This is a genomic window from Candidatus Clostridium helianthi, assembly GCF_045310795.1.
In the GTDB taxonomy this organism is placed as follows: domain Bacteria; phylum Bacillota; class Clostridia; order Clostridiales; family Clostridiaceae; genus Clostridium; species Clostridium helianthi.
Genome location: NZ_JBJIAB010000023.1, coordinates 1 through 21,934, shown reverse-complemented (window position 1 = coordinate 21,934; position 21,934 = coordinate 1). Strand labels below are relative to the sequence as shown.

25 protein-coding genes are annotated in these 21,934 nt (G+C 28.1%); 11 read left to right on the top strand and 14 right to left on the bottom strand.

The window, feature by feature from the left end; all coding sequences use genetic code 11:
• Positions 1-335: 335 nt before the first annotated feature.
• The 6 genes from ACJDTP_RS16800 to ACJDTP_RS16775 all read right to left on the bottom strand — a co-directional run bounded on the left by ACJDTP_RS16800 (position 336) and on the right by ACJDTP_RS16775 (position 4,653).
• Positions 336-875, bottom strand: a complete 540-nt coding sequence (locus ACJDTP_RS16800) for an HK97 family phage prohead protease (protein WP_406761894.1) — start codon at positions 873-875, stop codon at positions 336-338.
• Positions 876-895: 20 nt separating this feature from the next.
• Complete coding sequence (locus ACJDTP_RS16795) at positions 896-1,120, bottom strand: hypothetical protein (RefSeq protein WP_406761893.1); 225 nt, start codon at positions 1,118-1,120, stop codon at positions 896-898.
• A 2-nt stretch (positions 1,121-1,122) separates the two neighbouring features.
• A complete protein-coding gene (locus ACJDTP_RS16790) occupies positions 1,123-1,632 on the bottom strand; it encodes a P27 family phage terminase small subunit (protein ID WP_406761892.1) in 510 nt (169 codons plus the stop codon).
• A 374-nt stretch (positions 1,633-2,006) separates the two neighbouring features.
• On the bottom strand, positions 2,007-3,215 hold the full coding sequence (locus tag ACJDTP_RS16785) for a phage portal protein (RefSeq protein WP_406761891.1): 1,209 nt from the start codon (positions 3,213-3,215) through the stop codon (positions 2,007-2,009).
• Positions 3,216-3,287: 72 nt separating this feature from the next.
• Positions 3,288-4,367 (bottom strand): phage major capsid protein, encoded by a 1,080-nt coding sequence (locus ACJDTP_RS16780; protein ID WP_406761890.1) that lies wholly within the window; start codon positions 4,365-4,367, stop codon positions 3,288-3,290.
• Positions 4,368-4,446: 79 nt separating this feature from the next.
• Positions 4,447-4,653 carry a hypothetical protein gene (locus tag ACJDTP_RS16775; RefSeq protein ID WP_406761889.1) on the bottom strand — a complete coding sequence of 69 codons (207 nt, stop codon included), beginning with the start codon at positions 4,651-4,653 and terminating at the stop codon, positions 4,447-4,449.
• Between the two features lie 327 nt (positions 4,654-4,980).
• On the opposite strand from ACJDTP_RS16775, the gene ACJDTP_RS16770 reads away from it, so the two are divergent.
• Complete coding sequence (locus ACJDTP_RS16770; RefSeq protein ID WP_406761888.1) at positions 4,981-5,508, top strand: BRO-N domain-containing protein; 528 nt, start codon at positions 4,981-4,983, stop codon at positions 5,506-5,508.
• An 85-nt stretch (positions 5,509-5,593) separates the two neighbouring features.
• On the opposite strand, the gene ACJDTP_RS16765 is transcribed toward ACJDTP_RS16770, so the two are convergent.
• Complete coding sequence (locus ACJDTP_RS16765) at positions 5,594-6,121, bottom strand: DUF4352 domain-containing protein (RefSeq protein WP_406761925.1); 528 nt, start codon at positions 6,119-6,121, stop codon at positions 5,594-5,596.
• A gap of 589 nt (positions 6,122-6,710) precedes the next feature.
• Positions 6,711-7,553 carry a hypothetical protein gene (locus ACJDTP_RS16760; protein ID WP_406761887.1) on the bottom strand — a complete coding sequence of 281 codons (843 nt, stop codon included), beginning with the start codon at positions 7,551-7,553 and terminating at the stop codon, positions 6,711-6,713.
• 290 nt (positions 7,554-7,843) lie between these two features.
• On the opposite strand from ACJDTP_RS16760, the gene ACJDTP_RS16755 reads away from it, so the two are divergent.
• From ACJDTP_RS16755 to ilvA, 8 genes are all read left to right on the top strand, one after another.
• Complete coding sequence (locus ACJDTP_RS16755) at positions 7,844-8,113, top strand: hypothetical protein (RefSeq protein WP_406761886.1); 270 nt, start codon at positions 7,844-7,846, stop codon at positions 8,111-8,113.
• Between the two features lie 13 nt (positions 8,114-8,126).
• Positions 8,127-8,438 (top strand): hypothetical protein, encoded by a 312-nt coding sequence (locus ACJDTP_RS16750; protein ID WP_406761885.1) that lies wholly within the window; start codon positions 8,127-8,129, stop codon positions 8,436-8,438.
• A gap of 170 nt (positions 8,439-8,608) precedes the next feature.
• On the top strand, positions 8,609-9,655 hold the full coding sequence (locus tag ACJDTP_RS16745) for a galactose ABC transporter substrate-binding protein (protein ID WP_406761884.1): 1,047 nt from the start codon (positions 8,609-8,611) through the stop codon (positions 9,653-9,655).
• Positions 9,656-10,095: 440 nt separating this feature from the next.
• Entirely contained in the window at positions 10,096-10,503 is a 408-nt protein-coding gene (locus tag ACJDTP_RS16740; protein WP_406761883.1) for a helix-turn-helix domain-containing protein, read from the top strand.
• 193 nt (positions 10,504-10,696) lie between these two features.
• Positions 10,697-10,894: a hypothetical protein gene (locus ACJDTP_RS16735; protein ID WP_406761882.1), complete on the top strand. Its 198-nt coding sequence runs from the start codon at positions 10,697-10,699 to the stop codon at positions 10,892-10,894.
• Position 10,895: 1 nt separating this feature from the next.
• Complete coding sequence (locus ACJDTP_RS16730) at positions 10,896-12,455, top strand: recombinase family protein (protein WP_406761881.1); 1,560 nt, start codon at positions 10,896-10,898, stop codon at positions 12,453-12,455.
• Between the two features lie 427 nt (positions 12,456-12,882).
• Entirely contained in the window at positions 12,883-13,302 is a 420-nt protein-coding gene (locus ACJDTP_RS16725) for a YjdF family protein (RefSeq protein WP_078115187.1), read from the top strand.
• A gap of 324 nt (positions 13,303-13,626) precedes the next feature.
• Complete coding sequence (gene ilvA / locus ACJDTP_RS16720) at positions 13,627-14,847, top strand: threonine ammonia-lyase (protein WP_078115186.1); 1,221 nt, start codon at positions 13,627-13,629, stop codon at positions 14,845-14,847.
• Positions 14,848-14,974: 127 nt separating this feature from the next.
• On the opposite strand, the gene ACJDTP_RS16715 is transcribed toward ilvA, so the two are convergent.
• The 4 genes from ACJDTP_RS16715 to ACJDTP_RS16700 all read right to left on the bottom strand — a co-directional run bounded on the left by ACJDTP_RS16715 (position 14,975) and on the right by ACJDTP_RS16700 (position 18,036).
• Positions 14,975-15,589, bottom strand: coding sequence for an alpha/beta fold hydrolase (locus ACJDTP_RS16715; protein ID WP_406761880.1), 615 nt, complete (start codon positions 15,587-15,589; stop codon positions 14,975-14,977).
• Between the two features lie 34 nt (positions 15,590-15,623).
• Positions 15,624-16,289 carry an HAD family hydrolase gene (locus ACJDTP_RS16710; RefSeq protein ID WP_077837497.1) on the bottom strand — a complete coding sequence of 222 codons (666 nt, stop codon included), beginning with the start codon at positions 16,287-16,289 and terminating at the stop codon, positions 15,624-15,626.
• Positions 16,290-16,415: 126 nt separating this feature from the next.
• Positions 16,416-17,036: a uridine kinase gene (gene udk, locus ACJDTP_RS16705; protein ID WP_011968885.1), complete on the bottom strand. Its 621-nt coding sequence runs from the start codon at positions 17,034-17,036 to the stop codon at positions 16,416-16,418.
• Positions 17,037-17,223: 187 nt separating this feature from the next.
• Entirely contained in the window at positions 17,224-18,036 is an 813-nt protein-coding gene (locus ACJDTP_RS16700; protein WP_406761879.1) for a hypothetical protein, read from the bottom strand.
• A 353-nt stretch (positions 18,037-18,389) separates the two neighbouring features.
• Between ACJDTP_RS16700 and ACJDTP_RS16695 the strand changes: the two genes are divergently transcribed.
• Entirely contained in the window at positions 18,390-18,869 is a 480-nt protein-coding gene (locus ACJDTP_RS16695; protein WP_077837495.1) for a CarD family transcriptional regulator, read from the top strand.
• A 233-nt stretch (positions 18,870-19,102) separates the two neighbouring features.
• The gene (locus ACJDTP_RS16690) at positions 19,103-19,255 is read left to right on the top strand and encodes a hypothetical protein (protein ID WP_011968882.1); all 153 of its coding nucleotides are present in this window, start codon (positions 19,103-19,105) and stop codon (positions 19,253-19,255) included.
• 116 nt (positions 19,256-19,371) lie between these two features.
• Here the strand turns inward: ACJDTP_RS16690 and ACJDTP_RS16685 are convergent, their stop codons facing one another.
• On the bottom strand, positions 19,372-19,527 hold the full coding sequence (locus tag ACJDTP_RS16685; protein ID WP_011968881.1) for a zinc-ribbon domain-containing protein: 156 nt from the start codon (positions 19,525-19,527) through the stop codon (positions 19,372-19,374).
• Positions 19,528-19,691: 164 nt separating this feature from the next.
• On the bottom strand, positions 19,692-21,308 hold the full coding sequence (locus tag ACJDTP_RS16680; protein WP_406761878.1) for a cell shape-determining protein: 1,617 nt from the start codon (positions 21,306-21,308) through the stop codon (positions 19,692-19,694).
• Positions 21,309-21,934: the final 626 nt, after the last annotated feature.

Genomic DNA, 21,934 nt, shown 5'->3' with positions numbered 1-21,934 from the left:
ACAACAAACCAAAGGCAGCTATTCAAGACTGCCTTTGTTATTTTAATCTTATATTAATCACAACCATTCTTTGTTCTATAAAATTAAAATCAACATTTTATTTTGGAATAGCTGTAATGGCTATTCTCTTTTGTTATATAATTACATTCCAGAGCACTTAGAAGATTATATAGACTGGAATAAATTAATGAGAAGCTTTGAATGTGGAAATTTAACTATAGAAAATATAGGTTCAGGGTCACACCAATTAACAGATAGATTTATAGTAGTCCAAAGATATTAGTTGATGAGGATACCGCAAATTACTTAAAATATGTAGTTGCGGTATCTTTTTTCTATATTAATTTATATAAATCCAATTGTTTTTTTCTTAAATCATAAAGTGGATTATGAGGAACTTCCACCATTGAACGAATTTCAGCATATCCACCCCAATACGCAGGTGATTTGCTAAGTAATATACTTATTTCAAATAATCTAAGCTCTTCAACTGTCCTCTTACAACCATTCCAAACATCTTTTAAACACTCAAAGCCAAAAGATATACCATTAGCACCTTTTTCTTTTATGGTATTATATAAGCTTCTAGCTTGTGGTATTAAATCTACAATAGCATATAATCCATCTTCCCTGACTTCTAACATCATATTATCAGCTAAATTAACATAGTTTTCATGATCCACATAGAGTTCAATATTGGAATTAGATTCGATAGCTTTTTTAAATGCTTCTGGTTTAATATTTTCAATGAATTTGCCATTTTTACCTTGTAGCATTCTGCTTTCTCTGAAATCATTAACTAAAATTTCTAGTTGCAGTCTTCCACTATCGAGTTCCCTTACTTCAATTTTAGCTTGATTAATTTGCTTTTCCATATGTTGCATTTCTCCTTTGTTTAATCTATATTAATATATTGAAAATTATCTTCTAGTTCATTAATTAAACGAGCCTTTTTTCTATTTACTTCCTTGAATAGCTTATAGTAAAAGGTCCAGTTTATATCATTCAATACACACAATAATGGATCTAAGACTATTCCTTTTTCAGATAGTATTACTGCAAATTTTAATCGCTCTCTTTCATTATCAATGCTTTTTATTTGTTCATATATTTCTAACATAATTAAGCACCTTCCTTAAAAAATCCATCTAGTAATGCATCTAAATTATTGAGGTCGGTAGTTTCAAAATCTCCATCAGCAGTCATTGTTGCAAGTTTATTTCTCTCTGAAATGCTTAAACTAAGCTCTTTAAATAATTGATTTTGTTGTGATGTGTACTGAGTTATAGTTTTTAATAGTGGGTGTGGCTTAAAATCTACCATTAAACCATCTCTTTTCACTATTAATCTTGCTTCAAGCAATATAGCCATAGTGTTAGCAAGAGAACTAACAGTAATACCATCCATAGAGGTATAAGTTCCTGTTGTCTCCATGATATGTTTTATCTCATTAAAGAATATTTTTTCTATTTTATCTAAATCTTTTATTACTTTTTTCTCTAATTTTGTAGCATTATTAAAGTTATTTTTAATCATTTCTTGATCTTTTCCCTTCATTTCTAACTCTTCTTTTGAATATTTTCTTTTGGTTGAATCTGCAAGTAATGAAACAGGCATATTTCTTCTACTCATATATATCGACTCCTTAAAAATTTTTAAAGTTTTTTCAAAAAAGGGGCTTACGAACTGATTTATTGACGATATAATAATAAATGTCAGCTGGTTAATAATACTCACTAACAAAAATGGTTAGTGGGTCTTTTTTATATAAAAAAATGAAATAAAGTAGCGGCTGCTATATATAGATCTGCAACTGTTCCGCTCATAGCTTCTTTTTCCGCATCCCTTCTAATAGGGGGGATACTAAATACACTTCTTAAAACTCACCACAATCTCTCATACAGCTCAATAATATAATTATTAAGATTTACACCTAACAAACATAAAAAAGATGATATGACGAGCATATGAGCCAATTTAAGCTGCACCTAATCCGTATCATCTATCTATTCTTTATTATCTTCTGTTTTATAATTCTGTTTCTTATTGCTTTCAGTGTTTACTGACAATCCCATGTTTAATATATCTATATTTAAATCTCTATCAGTTAAGCAATTTCCTAGAGATAATATAAGTTTGTCTTTGTTTTGATTAAAGAATATTGGCAAATCCAAATATTGGCGAACTTCGTTGATTGTCATTAATCCTTTAGATACTGCTAAAGCACCAATTTCATATTGTTCTTTAGTTGATGGTCTAAGAAGTTCTTTCGTATCAAAGCGATAAAAATAATTGTCTTTCTTTTCACGCTCAAGCAGCAAATTCTTATCTATAGAGTTTTCAATGCAGCAAATTATTGGAGCTAAAGTTCTTTTAAGAAATTCATCATCAGATGTTACATTATATAGATTAAATAACCTTTGAACATCAGCAATAAATTGTTCTTTTTGCTCTATCATTTGAAGCTGTTCTATATTAATGTCCATAGACTTATATTCCAAACCTTCCTCAAGAATTACCGTCTTACCCGCATTAGATGTTCCTGAATATAAATTCTGCCAACTAACTCTTAACCTATCTATAGCATCTTTAGTCAATCTACTTTTGGATTGTAGTATTCCTAATGGTAATGTTGAATTTTCTAAAGCATATTTTAATGTTTGATTATGTTGCAGCATAAGCTCTAATAAATCTGAAGAATTTAATATTCCATTACCTTTTTCTATAATCATAAAATCAAAAACATTTGCTATAAGAGCTTTGTTATTAAGAGTATAATGTATCTCAATATCTTTAATGATTCCCTTTTCATCAACAAAATCTTTAACAGTTACCACTCTTGGATCAATTCTATGAAGCGCTTTGATCTTATTTCCTTGCCTTTCTATATAGTGATAGGATTTTCCATAATATAATAAGTCTTTTACTAATTCGTATTTAAATTTAAAAGCGGTTTCTTGCTCATTAATTTCTTGGTTCAGTATAAATTCTCTATAATCATTATATTGTCTTTCAACTCTTAAATTAGATTCACCATATAAAAGAATTGGCATTTGAGCAATAGATCCAGCTATTTTAGCTACACTTTCAGCAACTACAGGAATTTTATCTACTACTTTTTCAGATATGTATATTCCATTCGTTTTAAACATTTCTACTAAGCCAATGTTTATAGAACGTTCTTCAATTATTTTGTTTCTATTGAATAGCCCCATTTTCTCCTCCTTAGTTATCAAAATAAAAAAGATAGATGGACTTTTATCCACCTATCCAGATTTATATTGGTTTTATTTCAAAACTCTTGCAGCAGCAGCGTTCACAAGTGCACAGTCTCCGTAAAATTCTACCAGTACACCTACTTGAGAACTGAGCGAAAATTTTTCAGTTAATACTTGAACATTTGTATTTTCAGCTAATTTAAATTTTAATGCTTCATTTACGTTGGCTAAAACTATTTGTAATCCAATAATCGCTTCTGTTATTTGAATTTCTACACCTAATACCTTATACACAGGTTTATCTGCTATATAATCTCTTACAACATAGTATCGGCCTTGACCATCTTTAAGAGATGATAATTTTTTGAACGTATCTCTATTTATGTATATCTTTGCACCATTTAATAATACTGGATTCATATCTAATATAAGATTTTGAACATCATCAATATCTAATGTGCCAGCCGTTTTTAACGCAAGCGATGGAGCTGTTAATATACCAGATGTAAATTCCCTTTCCTGTCCAGTAGCTTTAAATGCTTGTTCCTCTAACTTTCTAGAAACTCTTTTTGCCAATGTATTTGTAATATAATCTACTCCGATTACTGGATTATTATGAAGCAACTGTTTACTCACTAATACAAGTGTCCCAATCCTTTTATCAGCTAAAACTACTTTATCAAAAGCTTTTAAATCAACTGGAGAAATTTCATCAGTTTCGCCTAAAACTTCTGCAAGAACATCTTCTTTTTCAACTAAAAATTCTAGTTTTCCAGTAGCCTTCACCATTTGTGCATCAGCTACAACGGTAGACATTTCACTTAACTTTTGAATAACTTCATTATACATTTCAGATGGAATAATGTTACTGTGAGTAGTTGTATCAGCTCTAACTTCTCCTTTAGCTAATCCCATTCCAAACTCTCTTTTTTCAAACTTATCCATATTCTTTTCTCCTTTGTTTTCTTCTAAATTTTTTTCATTTGTGTTAAGCTGCTCAATTACAGCACGTAATTCTTTTTCAAATTCCAGGTATTGAGTGTTCTCTTCTTGTGAAAAATCTCTAGTTTCCTTCTCACAAGCATTTAGAAGTGCTTCTATTTGTTCTGTGAGTTCCCATTTTCTTTCCCTCAAAGCTTTATTTGTCATTTGTTATCCTCCATTTGTTTTACAATCATTAAATTTGGGCATAAAAAAATCCAACTATCGTTTTTTGATAATTGGATTTCTAAATATTAAATAAAATTTTCAAATCAAGTTTTAAGATCGTGATCAGTTTCGCGAGATCTTTTTCTCTAGGAATCGATGCTCTTGTGAAATTATAAATTATGTAATCTGGGATATTTATTTCATTTGATAATTTCTCACATGCGACCTTTATCCTTGTTTCTGAGGTGTGCTTTAAAATTTGACTTTTTATATATTCTCTATTCATTTAAACCTCCTGAATTTATATATTTAAGTGCTTTTTTCACACTTTATTAGCAAAAAAAATAGAGCTAATGTGAAAGCGTCATTAGCTCATAAAAACTTAAAATAGAAAAAAATCGACTTAGAAATAAGAGGAATTGAACAATATCTTAGAAGACAAGACGTACTAAAATATCTATACCCCTACAATATATAATATACAGTTGCAGAACATAAGTTTGCATGTTTTGAATAATAATTTTAAAAAAATTTATAGCTCGAGTTTACTGTCCATTTTAGGATTATATAATATCACTGTAAAACAAATAAAATGGAAAAGGAGAAAATAAACATGAAATATGAATTGTCAATATATAATATTAACCCAGTAGAAATAATACAAGATCCTGCACCACAAGAAGTAATTACAACTACAAATAATGCCAATCAAATTAAAAGTTTTAACAATGAACTATTTGACCAAGTGAGATTTGTAGAAATTAATGGAAAACCTTATGCAGTAGGTTCAGATGTTGCAAGAGCCCTTGGTTACAGTAATACTAACAGAGCAATAACAACCCACTGTAAGAATTATTTAAGAACAAATGTGGCATCCCAAAACGGTATGTCAGATACTAAGGCAAGAAATTCACAAGAAATGTTGGTAATACCCGAAGGTGATATTTATAGATTAATAGTAAGAAGTAAATTACCTGGAGCTGAAAGATTTGAAACATGGGTATTTGATGAAGTATTACCTCAAATAAGAATGACAGGTGGATATATTAAAACTACTGAAGAAGATACACCAGAAACCATAATGGCTAAAGCATTAATAGTAGCCAAAAAAACATTAGATAATAAATATATAAGATTTTAGTGGCTTTTAACAGGCCACTTTTTATTTTCTAATAATTTAGTAAAAATAAAAAGCCCCTAAGGGCTTAAATACATTAATATTGTTTTTAATTAAGATTAACAACAACTTGACCACCAGTAAGTAATGAACTATCAAATTCTAATTCTAATCCTGTTTTACCCTTAGGAACTTCAACTACATATACTCCTGTTATTTTTCTTCCTGCTCCAATTGTACCATCTAATTGTCCTGCCTTGGCTGCAGTTTGTCCCATCATTGAATATTCACATTGTCTACCATCTTGGTCTACAACTTTAAACATCATGATTGAAGAAAGTGCTTTTTCATCCTTTGATATATTTTCTACAGTACAATCTATAGCCATAAATTCGTTACCATCTTTTGGCTTAGAAAAATCATCACCTGGCACATTATATACCTTATTAACAGTTATTTTATAATCCTTTAATTGAATAACATCTCCAACTTTAAATGCTTTTGATTCACTTGATGAAGCCGTACTATTTGTACTAGCATTTTCACCTACTTTAGTAGCTTTATTACCACCCATAGCCGAACCAAGACTACCTATAATAATCAATACAATAATTCCAGTTAATATTTTATGTTTCATAAAAAAATTTCTTTGGTCTTTACCACAGTGAACACATTTCTTTACACCTTTTGCAATTTCTTTGCTACACGCTTTACAATTTGTCATTTTACTCATTAAGTTGTCCCCCTAATTATAATTTCATAAAAACTATATCACGCTAACAAACTGTTCACAATCAAATTTAAATGGTGCATTTGAATAACTTTACCAAATTATTATTTATTATTATATAACTTTTTATAGATTTATATTAATAGAAGATTAGAAGTTAAATACTTTTCTTTAATAGATTACTAATAAATATTTATATATTAGGTATGGTCACTAACGTTGACCACACCTATGTCCATTCACTTCGTTCATGTCCATAATGATAGTTTTTTTAGTTTTACGAAATATCTATATATGAATACAAATTTATATATTAATTGTTAGAGGAAATGTATCATATATTATAAGTAAAAAAATTGATAGGGTTAGATATACTAATACTTTAGGCTAGTTTCTCTGCACTCATTTTGTCCCTTTTTTATAGCTTTTTGCACCCATTTTGTCCTCTGATTTTATAGTTTTAAATAAAAATAAAACACCGAATTAACGGTGTTTGTTATTTATAATCAAAAAAGTTCATTATATATTTTAAATCTTCTATATTGTTACACTTATAAAATAATCTTGGATTTACAACAAAAAAATCTCTGTCTCCTCTTACTATTCTTACTATAGCAAATTGATTATTTATTTTTAATGACATTAATTCTTTTATAAATCTTGATGGCTTTTCATAATTACATATTGCGGCTATTTCAGTACTTTTCATAGGTTCACTTTCATCAAAATTTATAGCATTTATATTATGAGCTATAACATTAAACCTAGTATTTATATATGGAAGTAATCGAATAAATGATGCTAGTTTTTTATGTTGATTTGGCTTTACACTATCATATAATTGCTGTATTCCATCATTAAATATTCTAGCAACCTTCATATTCTTTACATCTCCTTTTAATTGTCCACGTTTAATAAACTTGCTACAAATTTTAATATTATCTCTTTCTATTTTTATAAGGTTATTTTGTATTAGATAGCTTTTGGTTCTTGAAGCTTCATTTCTGCTTAAATTTAAGATTGTTTGTAGTTCTTTTTCAGTAATCTTTTTTTGGCCTTTTGTTTCTCCTACAACTAAAATACTTTGATAATTTAGATAGCTGCATAGCTTTAAAAATCTTACTAGCATTTGTGGTTCTAGATTTAAGCATAAAATATCTCCATATAGTAAGTGAAAATAATATCCTAGATTTTCACTCATGAAATTATTCCATTTTTTAAAATCTCCATATGATGGTTTGCTATTTTCAACAACTGCATATTCTACTATCATCTGTTCAGCTGAAAAAGTCTTTCTATTAACCTTATCTATAAACTTTACTGGTTTAAATTTTTTCAAGTTAATCAATCTCCTTTTTATTTAGTCAATTTAAAATTGACCTCTTAGGTAGGAGTGACCTATTGTTTACATCACCTCACAATCTTTTGTATTTATATTATATAATTGTTTTTTCAAAAGTAAGTTATATAATATTGTTATCTATAAGAAATCCAAATTCAAACCGTATCAAGTAAGATGACATATCTAAGCATATTTATCTACTTAGCCGTTAAATAAGTCCTACGGCTTGTCTATGAGCCATATACAGTAGTATAATAAACATATTATATTCACTATGAGGTGTACAAATGAATTATGAAGATAAAATTAAAGAAGTATTTGGAGATATGGATATAGATTTTTTAGAACCATATGAAGAAGAAGCTCTATTAGTAATAGAAAATCAATTTCTTAATGAAAAAGTTCGTTATAGAGGAAATTCAGAACTTGAAGCTTTTAAGAAATACAAAGCAATTCCCCATAATAATAAATGTGTAATCAAAGCAAAAGTTGTTTTAACGGCTGTTGGTTCAATACCAATGATAATAGAATATGAAGAGATTGAAAAAATTAAATAATTGGAGTGATAAAATGTCTTATGAATATGATCCAACTAAAGTACCTGACTATTATAACCCAGATGATCCTAATCAATTATTAGATATGGCTGATTTTCCATATGAGGTGCTTGAGGATAAGTACGTATTACTAGAATATCCTGGTACTATCAAGGAAAGATATTTAAGTTTTTATGATAACGAAATAGATGCTCTTAAAATAGGAAAAAGACTTGGTCATAAATGTTGGGAAGCTGTACATGCAAGAGTAGCGATTTCAAATATTTTTGGAATGAAGGTCTTTTCAGGATATGAAGCATATGAAGAAAATAAAAGGATCAAATAATTATTATATATAGCTAATGCATAATCTGTAGAGAATATAGTGTAGCAGATTTTAAGATAAAGATTTTAAAGAAATACTGACATAATCTTCTGGATAAAAAATTAATTTAGAATAATTTTATTTTTAAAACACAATCCTATAATTTATAGAATACTATAGGAGGTCTTATGATGAAATTGTTAAAAAAAATGATAATAATTATTATAGTTGTAGTTGCAGTAAGTGAAATATTAATAGAAGCTGTTCCAAACGATATTCCTTATAGTTCAATGAATCCAATTAATGTAGGTGTAGTCTTTTATCGGTTTGATGATCCTTATGTTGTTGTATTAAAGCAAAGTTTAGAAAATATCGAAAAAAAGTATGAAGGAAAAATTAAATTTAGTTTCTATGATAGTAAAAATGATAAAGCTATACAAAATCAAAATATTAATTCACTACTAGAAAGTGGAAATGTTGACGTTCTCGTATTAAGTTTAGTGGATTTGGTAAATGATCCAAAAGAAATTATTAATAAAGTTAAAGAAAAAAACATTCCAGTAATTTTTGCTAGTAAGCGAATACTTAAAATAGATGAAAACATTGTTGAATCCTATGATAAGGCATATTATATCTTACCAGATTCAGAGCAGGGAGAAAGATTGCAAGGAAAAATGATATCCGATATATGGAATAAAAATAAAAGCGCTATAGATACAAATAAGGATGACGTTATCCAATATGTTGTGTTACAAGGTGGAGTTAGTAGTACGGGAACCAATGATAGAACTAAATACTCTATTATGACAATTAAAGATACGGGAATAAAAGTAGAACAACTCGCATCAGAATTTTGCAATTGGGATGAAGATTTGGCAAGGGAGAAAACAGAAGGTTTGTTTGTACATTATGACGGTAGAATTGAAATTATAATTGCTAATAATGATGTTATGGCTGTAGGTGCTGTAAAAGCACTACAAAAATATGGATATAATAAAGGTGATAATACAAAAACTATACCAGTTGTTGGAATGGATGCAATACCAAAATCATTAGATTTCATAAAAAAAGGGTATATGTTAGGAACTGTTTTACAGTATCCTGATGTTATGGCAGAAACATTTTATAAAATTGTAATACACCTGATTAGTAAAACACGTCTTGATTGTACACAAGAATACAAATGTGATGAAAGTGGAAGAATTATTCAATTACCATTTAAAGAATATGTGCGCTAAGGTTAATAATATATTCAAAACATAAGTTTAATCTAATGAACAATACTATAAAACTGCGTAAAGTTTTATAGTAGTTACTGATAACTAATTCAAAATAAAAATAATATTTTATTTACAAGTTAGGATTAGATTATCTTAAAGAAATTTATACAATATGTTTTAAAGAGCTTAGAAAAACCTAAGTTCTTTTTTTGTTTAAAATAGAATAGATAGGGGCATATCATTTTATTTTATAGTTATAGTTTTATATTTTTAATATTTTATTTTTAATGTTATATTTTTATTTTGAAACTTTCTTTCTAAGGTTCGAAGATTTACTTCATAGGTTGGAAAATTATTTTCATACGTAGTAAAAGTTTTTTCAGAGGTAAGAAAAAATCTGCTTACAACTCATAGAATACACGACATAATGATTAATATAAATGAAAGGAAGTGAAAAAATGTTACTCTATGACTTAGAAGCAGAAAGACAGAAAAAAAAGAAAGATTATACCAAAGAAACTTTTTACACACCAGTAACAAATAAATTTATGAGAAAAAGTAAATTAAGCTTGCAAGAGAAAGCGTTTTATATTTATCTCAGAGGATTTGGAGAAAAGTGTTTTCAGGGTCAAGAGATTATTTGCAATGAATTAGGCATAACAAGACCTACATTAAGAAAATTAATAATCTCTTTAGAAGAAAAGAAATATATATATGTACAACGTAAATATGGTACAAAAACAAAAGAGAAAGCTACACCAATCATTCACACTATACCACTAGACACGAATGACGAAAGCAAGCCTTCTCAATATGTTGATAGTCTCTTGGATTATTTGAAAAGTACATATCCAAGTGATTACTAAAATTATAATTTAATTTGCGAAGTAAATCAATGGCTAGTATCAAATAAGATACTGGCTTTTTTTATATGGAATTAATTACATATCGCTCGAAAGTTTACTCTAGAAATAACAATTATAAAATATAACCACAAAAGATAATCAGAAGGTTTTTAGCTAGAAAACTTCAAAAATAAATTTTTGGAGGAAAAATAAAATGGAAATATTACAAACTACAAATAAAATTGAAATATATAATGATGGAATTTTAATAATTGAAGGTATAAGTTTAGAAGAAATTAAAGAAATATCCACTACATTACTTAAAAATAATAATGATCTTTGGGAAGTTGAATTACTAAATAGAATTTTATATACTGTTAATATCAGCCTTTCCACACAGGAGGTTGCATAACATGAAAATAGCATTATACGTAAGAGTGTCAACAGAAGAGCAAGAAAGTTCACTTATAAATCAAAAGGAATATATAAAATCCTTATATCCAGATGATGAAATTATAGTATATCAAGATTTTGGCATTAGTGGAACAAAGATAACAGGACGAGATAGCTTCATTCAAATGATGATAGATGCGGGATTAAAGCAACATTTTATCACTAAGAAAAAATTTATTTTTGTTGCAGATGAAAACAAAGATCCTATTTTTGATAAAATCGTTACTAAATCGGTTACTAGATTTGCAAGAAATACTGATATATTAGCTATTTGGAAAGAGCTAGAGCAAAAAGGTGTTTATGTTCATTTTACAGATATAAACAAAGATACTTCAAGCAAAACAGATAGCTTTGTATTAAATTTATCATTAACATTAGGACAAGAAGAAAGTGCAAATATTAGTGAAAGAACTAAATTTGGTAATATGGCTACTGCAAAAGCTAATAAAATAAGAAATAATTCTTTATATGGCTACACTTTTATTAGAGAAAGTAATTCATTAATTATCAAAGAAGATGAAGCTGACGTTGTTAGAAGAATGTTTGAGCTATGTATTCAAGGAAATGGATATGTTAAAATTTCTGAAATACTTGCTAGTGAAGGGATATTTAATAATGATGGACAACCATTTGCTATGTCTACTATAAAAAATATGATACATAATAAGAAATACGCTGGATTTAATGTTCGAAATCAATGGCAGAGTAAAAATTTATTTTCTGAAAATCATACTAATGTAAGAACAAAAAAAGAAAATTGGATTATTCAAAAGAATGATAGAATTGAACCTATAATTAGTGAGGAAACTTGGAATTTAGCTCATGAACAAATTAATAAAAGGCTACTTCATCAAAATACTGGTGGAACAACAGAGAAAAGAGATACACAAGGGAAACTTATTTGTAATTGTTGTGGTAAAAGCTTTTATATTTGTCATAGTAGAAAAAAAGGTAGTGCAATAAATTCACATCCATATTATATATGTGCTACAAAGAAAAAAGAGGGAAAAAGTGTTTGTGATAATGATAATATCAAACTAAATAAAGTAGATTTATTTATAGATAATCTATGCAAGAATTATTATAAAAATATTAGATTAAGTAATAAAGCTAGATTGGTCAAGCTGCAATATGAATTAAAGCAAGCTAAAACAAAATCTGTAGTTGATATTAATAAACAAATTGATGATATTATGGCTAATATTGTGAAGATTGAAGAACAACTAAGCAAATTAATTGATAATTTTTTAGAGTGTTCTGATGTTATGAAAAAGGTAATTGATAAGAAAATAAAAGTTTTAGAAGCCAGCATTGAACAAAATAATAATGAGTTATTAAAACTTGAGAGAACTAAAAATAATATTAATAGTGATAAATTAGAAATAGAAAACAAAATTAAAGAGATTAAAAATGAATTAAAAGCACTTGATACAGCAGAACTAACTAGAGATCAGTTGATGGATAAGGTTAAGTTCATAAAAATTGATAAGGGAAATAAATTCATTGTTGAATATTGTTAATTTTTTTTGCTATTTTTGTGTGGAACTTATGAAGATGGACTATCTGAAAATAAGTTTAAAACGTGTGGAAAGGTATATGAGGATTGGACAACTAAGATAATATAGTCAGTTAATAAAAAATGTAGTCAGTTTATTAAAACTGGCTATTTTTTTATGTTTCAACATACATTTCTCTATAAAAATCTATCAATGATTCTATTTTTATAGGCTTTATCTAGATTATCTGCTAATTTATAGAAAACATAATATAAGCATAATTAATAGTAACCTCTCTTTTCATTAGTATACTCTTCTACTATAATAATATTTAAGAGATAAAAACACAGTTTCTGTTGGTAGTCAGAACCTATATTATAATATAGCAGTAACCTGCCCTCCTGGGGTTGTCCATTCTCTGTGAATTTATATACTACAGGAGGATTTAATTATGATAACAATAATTAAATTAACAGTTCTTTTTGATGATCCATTTTGGATTGGTGTCTTTGAAAGTATTGAAAACGGCGAATATAAGGTATGCAAAGTTACCTTCGGCTCAGAGCCAAAAGACGAGGAAGTTTACGAGCTCATACTGAAAAAATTCTATCGTCTAAATTTTAGTTTGCCAGTATTGTCTGATGACTTTAAATCACCAGCAAAACCTAATCCTAAAAGGCTTCAACGAAGTATTAGAAAAGAGGTTAATGTTAAAGGCATAGGAACCAAAGCCCAAATAGCAATACAATTACAGCATGAACAAAGCAAAATTGTACGCAAACAAAAATCAAAAGAACAAAAGGAGCAAGAAGAACAAAGAAAGTTCGAGTTAAGAAAAAAGAAAAAGCTTGAAAAGCATAAAGGACATTAATAATAAAAGTTCTTTATGTAAATCATATGTCTTAACTATATGTTATGAATTTTTTCCTATCTAAAATGCTCAGAAATAACAAGTTAAAAATGCTATTAACACTTTAATACTAATAAAAATATCTTTTTGATAAATATATTTATTTCATTATAGTATTGCAGCATTATCTTAACTTGTTATTTTTTTATTATTCCTTATCTCTAGAGTTGCCTTTTAATTTACAAAACTTATTGTCTTAAAACTCTTACTTGACATAAAATGCTAACATGTTATCATAAAACTATTAGCTAAAAGCAATATACATATAAAGGGGATATTACAAAAATGATGACACTTGATAAATTTGAAGAAGCATATGAAATCGTGCAAAAGGTAATCTTAAAAACCAAGTTAGTATTTAGCGACTATTATTCAGATATTACAGGAAATAAAGTCTACTTTAAGCCTGAAAATATGCAAAAAACAGGGGCGTATAAAATCAGAGGGGCATACTATAAAATTAGCACGCTTTCAGAAGAAGATAGAAACAAAGGTCTTGTGACAGCTTCTGCTGGCAATCATGCTCAAGGGGTAGCTTATGCTGCCAAAGCCTATAACACAAAAGCAATAATTGTAATGCCAACCACTACTCCTCTAATGAAAGTTAATCGTACAAAAGCCTATGGAGCAGAAGTTATTTTACATGGAGATGTTTATGATGAGGCTTGCAATTACGCTTTAAAACTTGCTGAAGAAGAAGGTTATACTTTTATTCATCCTTTTGATGACTTAGACGTAGCAACTGGTCAGGGCTCAATAGCAATGGAGATCATAAAAGAATTGCCAACTGTTGATATAATCTTAGTTCCAATAGGTGGCGGCGGACTTGCTACAGGTGTTTCTACACTTGCAAAACTTCTAAACCCTAATATAAGAGTTATAGGGGTAGAGCCTGCTGGCGCAAACTGCATGCAAGTTTCTTTAAAGAATGGAGATGTAACTACTCTTCCTTCAGTAGATACAATAGCCGATGGTACTGCCGTTAAAACCCCTGGTTCTAAGATTTTTCCATATATACAACAAAATCTAGATGATATCATAACCATTGAAGATCACGAACTTATAGGAGCATTCCTAGATATGCTCGAAAATCACAAAATGCTTGCTGAAAACTCAGGCTTATTAACAGTAGCAGCTTTAAAACATTTAGATGTAAAAGATAAAAAGATTGTATCAATTATAAGCGGTGGTAATATGGATGTAATTACCTTTGCATCCCTAGTGCAGCATGGTTTAATAGAAAGAGAACGTATTTGTACAGTTTCTGTTTTACTTCCAGATAAACCTGGAGAGTTAACCAATGTATCTAAGGTAATTGCAGAAGCTCATGGTAATATAATCAAACTTGATCACAATCAATTTGTAAGCATTAATCGTAACAGTGCAGTTGAACTTGATATCACAATGGAAACCTTCGGACATGATCACAAAGAAGCAATCATTAGAGCTCTCAAAGATAACGGATATGATCCTAAAGTTATTCAACCTAAAATGATTTATCAATAAAATTCACAGAAATTACAGATGACTGTGGTTGAGTCATGGATTTCACACATCCGTTCTTTAAATCTGACATTATAATTTTCTAAAGAATAAAAAACATTTAAAGAATACATTCTTTAAATGTTTTTTATTATATTAAGTATTTCTTTTCAGCCTCAATTACTTTATGAATAACATCTATACTTCTCAATATATCATTACTTATATTTAGCGAATGATCGGCCCCTTCTATTTCAATCATCTCTACACCATTAATTCTTTTTATTTCTTCAATAGATTCTTTATTTATTAACGGATCGTCCGTTCCAGTTATCACCAATGACTTTTCCTTTATTCCAACTTTTAAAGTATTATCTATAGGAGTTAAGTAAATATGCTTAACTTCATAACCACTAATCTCATCACAAAGCAGAGTATGTACAATAGTTCCTATGCTTTTAGATATGAATACTATCTTGGTGTAATTACCTTTTAATGCTGATTTAAAGATACATATAGATTCGTTTATTAAGTGCTTAAGCTCCTTTTCTACAAGCAAGTTTTTTCTTGCAATTTGAAAACCATATTCTAAAGAAAGAACATCATAACCTAACTCTAAAGCTAATTTCTTCGAATAATCTAAAAGAGGCCTATCTAAGGTATAGCCAATTCCTGGCATCAAAACAGCTAGTGTCGTACTAGATTGGCTTATTACTTTACTTTCTAAATTAACTCCCCAATAAGAACCTATTAATCCTCCACTCATAATTTTAGTGTTCCTTTCTCAATCTTAATTAAATTCAATTCTCCTTGATTTCTTCTAAAACACTCTTAACATCAACCAATTCCTTACATATTTTAAACGCTAGCTTCTTTGTCTTATCATCTAATATCTTCATATCTGGAACATGAACCCCTGTCATACTCGCTGCATGGGCGGCTGTTATTCCAGCATCCGAATCTTCAACAACTAAGCAGTTGTGTGGTTTAACATTCAGCCCTTCCGCTGCTCTTAAAAATATTTCTGGATCAGGTTTAGAATTTTCAACTTGATCTCCACAAACTATATAATTAACTTTTTCCTTTATTTTTGCTCTTTCCAATAATTCAAGCGCCCTTTGTCTTCTTGTTGAAGTAGCCACTGCTATTTTATAATTTTCACTATTTAGATAATCTAATAATTCATGTACTCCAGGCTTAATTTTAACACCATTTTTATCAGTAAATTCCAATGCTAATTTAGATTTTTTCTTATATATCTCATCGAAAGGAAAGTCTTTTCCAAACTCCTCTTGCAACGCCTCTTTTATCCCCTCAACATTTCTTCCTATGAATTTTACGTAAATTTCTTCATCCATTTCATACTCATAATCCTTCAAAACTTCTTGATAACACTTGAGCGATATTCTTTCTGAATCTATTAATACGCCATCCATATCAAATATTACTGCATCCACCTTTTTCATACGTATCTTCTCCTTTTTATAAATTACTACTCACACTTGTCTATAATAATTAATAAATGCCTTTTTAAATTTACTAAAACTTAAAAAGACACACTTTATTTAATACTACTTAAAAATTATGTACTGCTATTCTTTATATATAAAATTTCTTACTCTTTCCAGTAGCATGCTTAAAGCAACTGCATTACAACCACCCTCTGGAATTATTATGTCCGCCCTTCTCTTACTTGGATCAACGAACTCCTCATGCATAGGTTTCACTGTGCCTAAATATTGATTGATCACAGAGTCTAAATCTCTTCCTCTTTCTTTTACATCTCTTAACAATCTTCTTATTATTCTAACATCACCAGCTGTATCTACAAAAACTTTAATATCCATCAAATCGCAAAGTTCTTCATTTTCAAATATTAATATACCTTCAACTATTACAACTTTAGCTGGTTTTACTTCTACAGTTTCGTTTAATCTTGTATGTTCAACAAAAGAATATACCGGATGATATATGGTATTTCCCGCTTTTAATTGTCTAAGCTGTTCTATTAGTAGATCTGTATCAAAAGAATTAGGATGATCATAGTTAAGTTTTTTTCTTTCTTCCAAAGAAATTCCCTCATTAGATTTATAATAGTAATCATGACAAAGAATTACTATATCATCACTAAAAGCTTCTCTTATATTTTGAGCCAACGTAGTTTTACCTGATCCGCTTCCTCCAGCTATACCTATTATCATTATATCTTGCATTTTTTCCTCCATAAGTAATCTAATATAATTATACTTATAATTAATTTTAATAAATACATATTACTACACTCATTAGATTTTATTACAAAATAAAAAAAAAGACAACTCCTATAACTGCGATTTCAAATCATATAATACAGTCAATAGAAGTTTACTTTTTACTAAATTTATTATAAATGATAGCTCATTACAATACATTTTTTTGTAGTGGCGATGACTTTTTATATAAATATACTGTAAGATTTTTATTTTCTTTATTAACATTTTTTAGGACAACGGCATTTTCGTTAATGTTTTCATTATCTCCATCGTCAAAGAACTCAATTGCTTTGTTAACTCTCTTAATCTCTCTATCACCATTTTTATAAAGCACAGAAAATTTTTCATTAAAACTTCTATAATAATTATTTGCTCTCTTATTTTTATACTCATCTCTATTATATATTTCACATTTTATATTATTATCATTTTCAAAGAAAGTAATTTCATTATTATCTATTATAAGTTCTTCTTTGTTATCTGTATTTGTTTTATCCTTGACAGTTATACTTTTTAAAGCAAATTCAATATTTGTTACTAAAGCTTCGTATTTATCCAACATACTTACCAATTGTTCATACTCAACAATATCTTCTCCATATTTAACTTTAAAATCATTTAACATATCATCCACTTTACCTTTATTATATATCCCTTTAAAAGATAAATCCTTCGCAATTTCATTTACTATATTATTTATGCTTTTATACTTTATAAACTGTAACATTCTAATGATAAAAAACATAGATAATATACAACAAGGCACTGATATTATCGGAAAATCGATTAACAAAGCTCCAAGAAATATTAAAAATATAAAGTTTCTGCTTGCATCTTTATATACTCCAATTCCCTCCAACAACTCGGGATTATAAGCCAAAATCTTATCAGCAAGCAAATTCTTATTTTTCCGTTTTATTTTTCTTTCACTTTTTATAACTTTTTTATTATGAATCCCCACGCCAGCAACCCCCTCTTTTCTGTAATCATTTCCTTAATTTTACATCACATATTATTTATTATCAAGTTGTTGTTTCACTCATGCTTCTATATTTTTTTACATTTTTTACATTTATTTTATTTTTTGTATTATTATTACTTGTCATAATTTCTTTAAATATGTATTTTTCAATTTATTATTTACATTTAATTGTCATATAAATTTTTACACAACATAGTTATCAAGGAATTAGTATTACATTTTAAAAACTGCAAATATTATTGACATAGAATAATAGATATGATATATTTAAGTTTTATTTTTTTTAATAATGTGTTATAATAATAGAACAACCATTTAAGGAGGTGTGTTTTTTGTTTTTGATAGGAGATAAAGTTGTTTATCCAATGCAAGGCATAGGCACTGTTGAAAGAATAGAAAATAAGATTTTTTCAGGAAATACCAAGGAATACATAATCGTAAAGATCATGTCAAATAATTTAGAAATTATGATTCCAAGTGATAAGGCATCTAACTCAAATTTACGAAAAGTTTGTGATAACTCTACCTTAGATCATATATTACTCACTCTTGAAAATAAAAGTAGTGAATTTGAACTTGCATCATCCAAGGAAAGATATCAGGCTAATGCAAAAAAAATAAGATCTGGATTACTTAAAGATAGTGCAGAAGTAGTTTACGATCTGATTCTTATGAATAAGAAAAAATCACTTAGTTCAAGTGAAAAACAATTATTTAATACTGCTTACAAATTTTTAGTTGAAGAAGTTTCAGTTATAAAAAATATTAGCGAAGTTGAAGCTACAAATTTTTTAAATTTGAATCTTAACTAAGTTTTTGTTTACATTAACTATTACAAAATAATTTATATACCGAAAATAGATTTGAATAAACCTGCTAAATAATATAGGTATAATTAATATATTATTTAGCAGGTTTATTTATTTTCTATTTAATTAATAATATAACCAATATTGTTATTATTTTTTCTACAGCTTACGAATAATATTGTACCACTTAGCAAAAAATTAATATGTAAATTTATTGTTTAAGGGAGGTTTTTATTATGCCAAAAGATAGTCAACCTGATAACAAACATGCTAGAATGGAAAAATGCAATCATCAAACTCCTATAACTCAAGAAAATATGAACCACAATCCAAACAGAAAAAGACATTCAGTTAAAAGAGAAGGGGTTCAAAATGACCATATAAATTAGTGTATGGTTTGTCAATTAATAATATCCTATATATACCACAAAAACATTAATTATACTAATATATAATAAAAAAGCTATAAGAATAATATCTTATAGCTTATCTTTGCAAACAGAAACTATCTTCTGTTGTTTTGTTGCTTTCTAGCTCTTCTACAATCTGCACATCTTACAGGATCATTTTCGAATCCTTTTTCTTTGTAGAATTCTTGTTCTCCAACTGTGAATATAAATTCTTTTCCACAATCTTTACATACTAATGTTTTATCTTCCATTTTCAATTCCTCCAAATTTAAAGACTTAGTTAAATAATACTTTCTCATAAGGAGAAATTTTAATATAATTAAATCTTTGATATATTTTTTATTCCCTTTAGGAACTATTTTAGTATATCATAGCTCCCTTTTAATTGCAATACTTAATTTTAATTATTTTCTTCCTATTCCTTTTTCTGTTTCTCACTGTTACCAAAAGAAAGATTACTAAATGAATTAGTTATAATATATCTATTATCTCCAACTTTAATAAACTTCATTTCCACTGAGTCGTTAACCTGAGTTAATGCAACCTCTCTAGATGTCTCCGTTGAAACCGAGAAAATATTCTCATTATTTTTTAACTTAATGTCATAAATACTCGTACCTTCTTTAATAACTAGACCTATCCTCTCTACTTCTCCTCTTATAACTTCTTCCTGGTTTCCACTTTCGAGAGAAATGTTAGTATTGGTTAATCCCTCTAAATATTTATTTAGAGTAGCTTGAAGAGTATCTCCAACTCCTACAGTGTTATATTTTTTTACATTCACCATAGCATATTGCTTAACTAATCCATTGGAATCTTTCAGCGTCATAAAATATGTCGGCTCATTTTGTATGTTGATCAGATATGGAAAAGTAGCTTTGTACCCATACTGTTGTACCTTTCCTTCTGCTGATCTCATGCTTGCTTCTTCTGTAGCACCAGCAGTTTTATACATTTTAGTTTCTCCTGTCCTTGTATTAGTAAGCATAAATCCTACAAGTGATTCATCACTTCCTACTGAAGTTATACCTGTATAATAGTAGCATACGCCCTTATTGTATATAATGTTCATACCATCCGTTGTTGTCTTAAGCTTATCTTTATCCGTAAAATTCAAAACACCATGAACTAATTCTCCCCATTTGTTAATATACCTATTAATATATTTCATTGGCTGTATTCTATCTACCCATTCTGGTAGATTATCAGTATTATAAATAGTTGATTCACCTGTCTGAGCATCCATTACTAATGCACCTATGGCCTTCTCTTCTGTAATGCCCACGCCAGTATCATATCTTGTAATGACCCAATATGGTCTGCCGCTATCATCTAATTCAAAAGTATAATCTGTGTGCCCTGCTTTCATATCTCTAAAGTAAGCCGCTCTATTTAAATCACTAAGAAAATATGCAGAATTTAAATATTTAAGCCTAATATCTTTTCCATCAAGCTGCGTAACCAACTCTACATCATTTTGATTTGTAGCACTTACCTTAATATACCCTATTGTTCCCTCTCTATTACTAATCCATTTAAGAAAAGAAGAATGCTCAAGTGGTCCAACATAACACAGTTGACCATTTACACTTTGTAATGTCAATTGACCAACACTCACTTGACTCCCGAGACTCGTAATTTCACCTAATTTCTTATCAGCTAACTTATATGCAAGTTCTTTATCAATAATAGGCAACTGATTTATATCAATATATTCTATTTGGCTAGAAAAATCCATTTCTTCTATATTTCCTATTAGATTTCTATGAGCATTATAGCTAATTAATGGACTATATATGATAATTGCAACAACATATAACAATGCAACAATAATTGCCGTAGATATATATTTTTTATTTCTAATTAATACTCCATATACCAGTGTACACGCCACAAATATCCCTGTTATTGTTAAAACATTAAGACTTAAATCTAAAACCATAGAACTACTAAAAATTAAAATTAGTCCTATAATTAAGTATGCGCTTAATAATATCTTTAAATATCTAATTAAATCCCTATTATTACCCATCTTTTTCCTCCACATTATATTTTATTTCTTTTGCTTAAATTATAACATAAAGAACTGAATTAAAAAGCCTCTGTATTTATGAAGCTATATAAATACAGAGGTTCATATATTATTAAAAGGTAATATTTCTAATAACATAGCATATAAAGTGTGGAAACTATATTACTTGAATAATTAGATATGCAATAGCAAATTATTCCTCGCACTCTAGAAACATTCCTTTTGGGGGCAAATAGTTTAAATTCTTATTTCTCACTGCCTATAACAATCAAAAAGAGATAAATAAAGTCCCATTAATTGTTTGAAACCCCATTATCTCCAACCTATTAAACACATTAATATAGTAACAAATATCAATTTTATATTCAACATTTGTTTAAAATTCTTAAAAAAAGTAAGTAAAAATATCTTTTTACTATATTATCTTAACTTTTTTTCACATATACTTACATTATAAAAGAAATATTTCATAAGCATATATATGTTGCAATTTACAATGTACAATGTATAATTCACAATTACTGTTAAATTTCTTGTAATATTTTTAGGATTATGATAAAGGATTATTTTTGCAATATATATTAAAATCTATACTTTTAATTATATATATCCGAAAATTCTATATT

Excerpts from the sequence above, each read along its gene's own strand:
- ACJDTP_RS16800 (WP_406761894.1), bottom strand. The coding sequence starts at position 875 with ATGGAAAAGCAAATTAATCAAGCTAAAATTGAAGTAAGGGAACTCGAT.
- ACJDTP_RS16795 (WP_406761893.1), bottom strand. The coding sequence starts at position 1,120 with ATGTTAGAAATATATGAACAAATAAAAAGCATTGATAATGAAAGAGAG.
- ACJDTP_RS16790 (WP_406761892.1), bottom strand. The coding sequence starts at position 1,632 with ATGAGTAGAAGAAATATGCCTGTTTCATTACTTGCAGATTCAACCAAA.
- ACJDTP_RS16785 (WP_406761891.1), bottom strand. The coding sequence starts at position 3,215 with ATGGGGCTATTCAATAGAAACAAAATAATTGAAGAACGTTCTATAAAC.
- ACJDTP_RS16780 (WP_406761890.1), bottom strand. The coding sequence starts at position 4,367 with ATGACAAATAAAGCTTTGAGGGAAAGAAAATGGGAACTCACAGAACAA.
- ACJDTP_RS16775 (WP_406761889.1), bottom strand. The coding sequence starts at position 4,653 with ATGAATAGAGAATATATAAAAAGTCAAATTTTAAAGCACACCTCAGAA.
- ACJDTP_RS16770 (WP_406761888.1), top strand. The coding sequence starts at position 4,981 with ATGAAATATGAATTGTCAATATATAATATTAACCCAGTAGAAATAATA.
- ACJDTP_RS16765 (WP_406761925.1), bottom strand. The coding sequence starts at position 6,121 with ATGAAACATAAAATATTAACTGGAATTATTGTATTGATTATTATAGGT.
- ACJDTP_RS16755 (WP_406761886.1), top strand. The coding sequence starts at position 7,844 with ATGAATTATGAAGATAAAATTAAAGAAGTATTTGGAGATATGGATATA.
- ACJDTP_RS16750 (WP_406761885.1), top strand. The coding sequence starts at position 8,127 with ATGTCTTATGAATATGATCCAACTAAAGTACCTGACTATTATAACCCA.
- ACJDTP_RS16745 (WP_406761884.1), top strand. The coding sequence starts at position 8,609 with ATGAAATTGTTAAAAAAAATGATAATAATTATTATAGTTGTAGTTGCA.
- ACJDTP_RS16740 (WP_406761883.1), top strand. The coding sequence starts at position 10,096 with ATGTTACTCTATGACTTAGAAGCAGAAAGACAGAAAAAAAAGAAAGAT.
- ACJDTP_RS16735 (WP_406761882.1), top strand. The coding sequence starts at position 10,697 with ATGGAAATATTACAAACTACAAATAAAATTGAAATATATAATGATGGA.
- ACJDTP_RS16730 (WP_406761881.1), top strand. The coding sequence starts at position 10,896 with ATGAAAATAGCATTATACGTAAGAGTGTCAACAGAAGAGCAAGAAAGT.
- ACJDTP_RS16725 (WP_078115187.1), top strand. The coding sequence starts at position 12,883 with ATGATAACAATAATTAAATTAACAGTTCTTTTTGATGATCCATTTTGG.
- ilvA (WP_078115186.1), top strand. The coding sequence starts at position 13,627 with ATGATGACACTTGATAAATTTGAAGAAGCATATGAAATCGTGCAAAAG.
- ACJDTP_RS16715 (WP_406761880.1), bottom strand. The coding sequence starts at position 15,589 with ATGAGTGGAGGATTAATAGGTTCTTATTGGGGAGTTAATTTAGAAAGT.
- ACJDTP_RS16710 (WP_077837497.1), bottom strand. The coding sequence starts at position 16,289 with ATGAAAAAGGTGGATGCAGTAATATTTGATATGGATGGCGTATTAATA.
- udk (WP_011968885.1), bottom strand. The coding sequence starts at position 17,036 with ATGCAAGATATAATGATAATAGGTATAGCTGGAGGAAGCGGATCAGGT.
- ACJDTP_RS16690 (WP_011968882.1), top strand. The coding sequence starts at position 19,103 with ATGCCAAAAGATAGTCAACCTGATAACAAACATGCTAGAATGGAAAAA.
- ACJDTP_RS16685 (WP_011968881.1), bottom strand. The coding sequence starts at position 19,527 with ATGGAAGATAAAACATTAGTATGTAAAGATTGTGGAAAAGAATTTATA.
- ACJDTP_RS16680 (WP_406761878.1), bottom strand. The coding sequence starts at position 21,308 with ATGGGTAATAATAGGGATTTAATTAGATATTTAAAGATATTATTAAGC.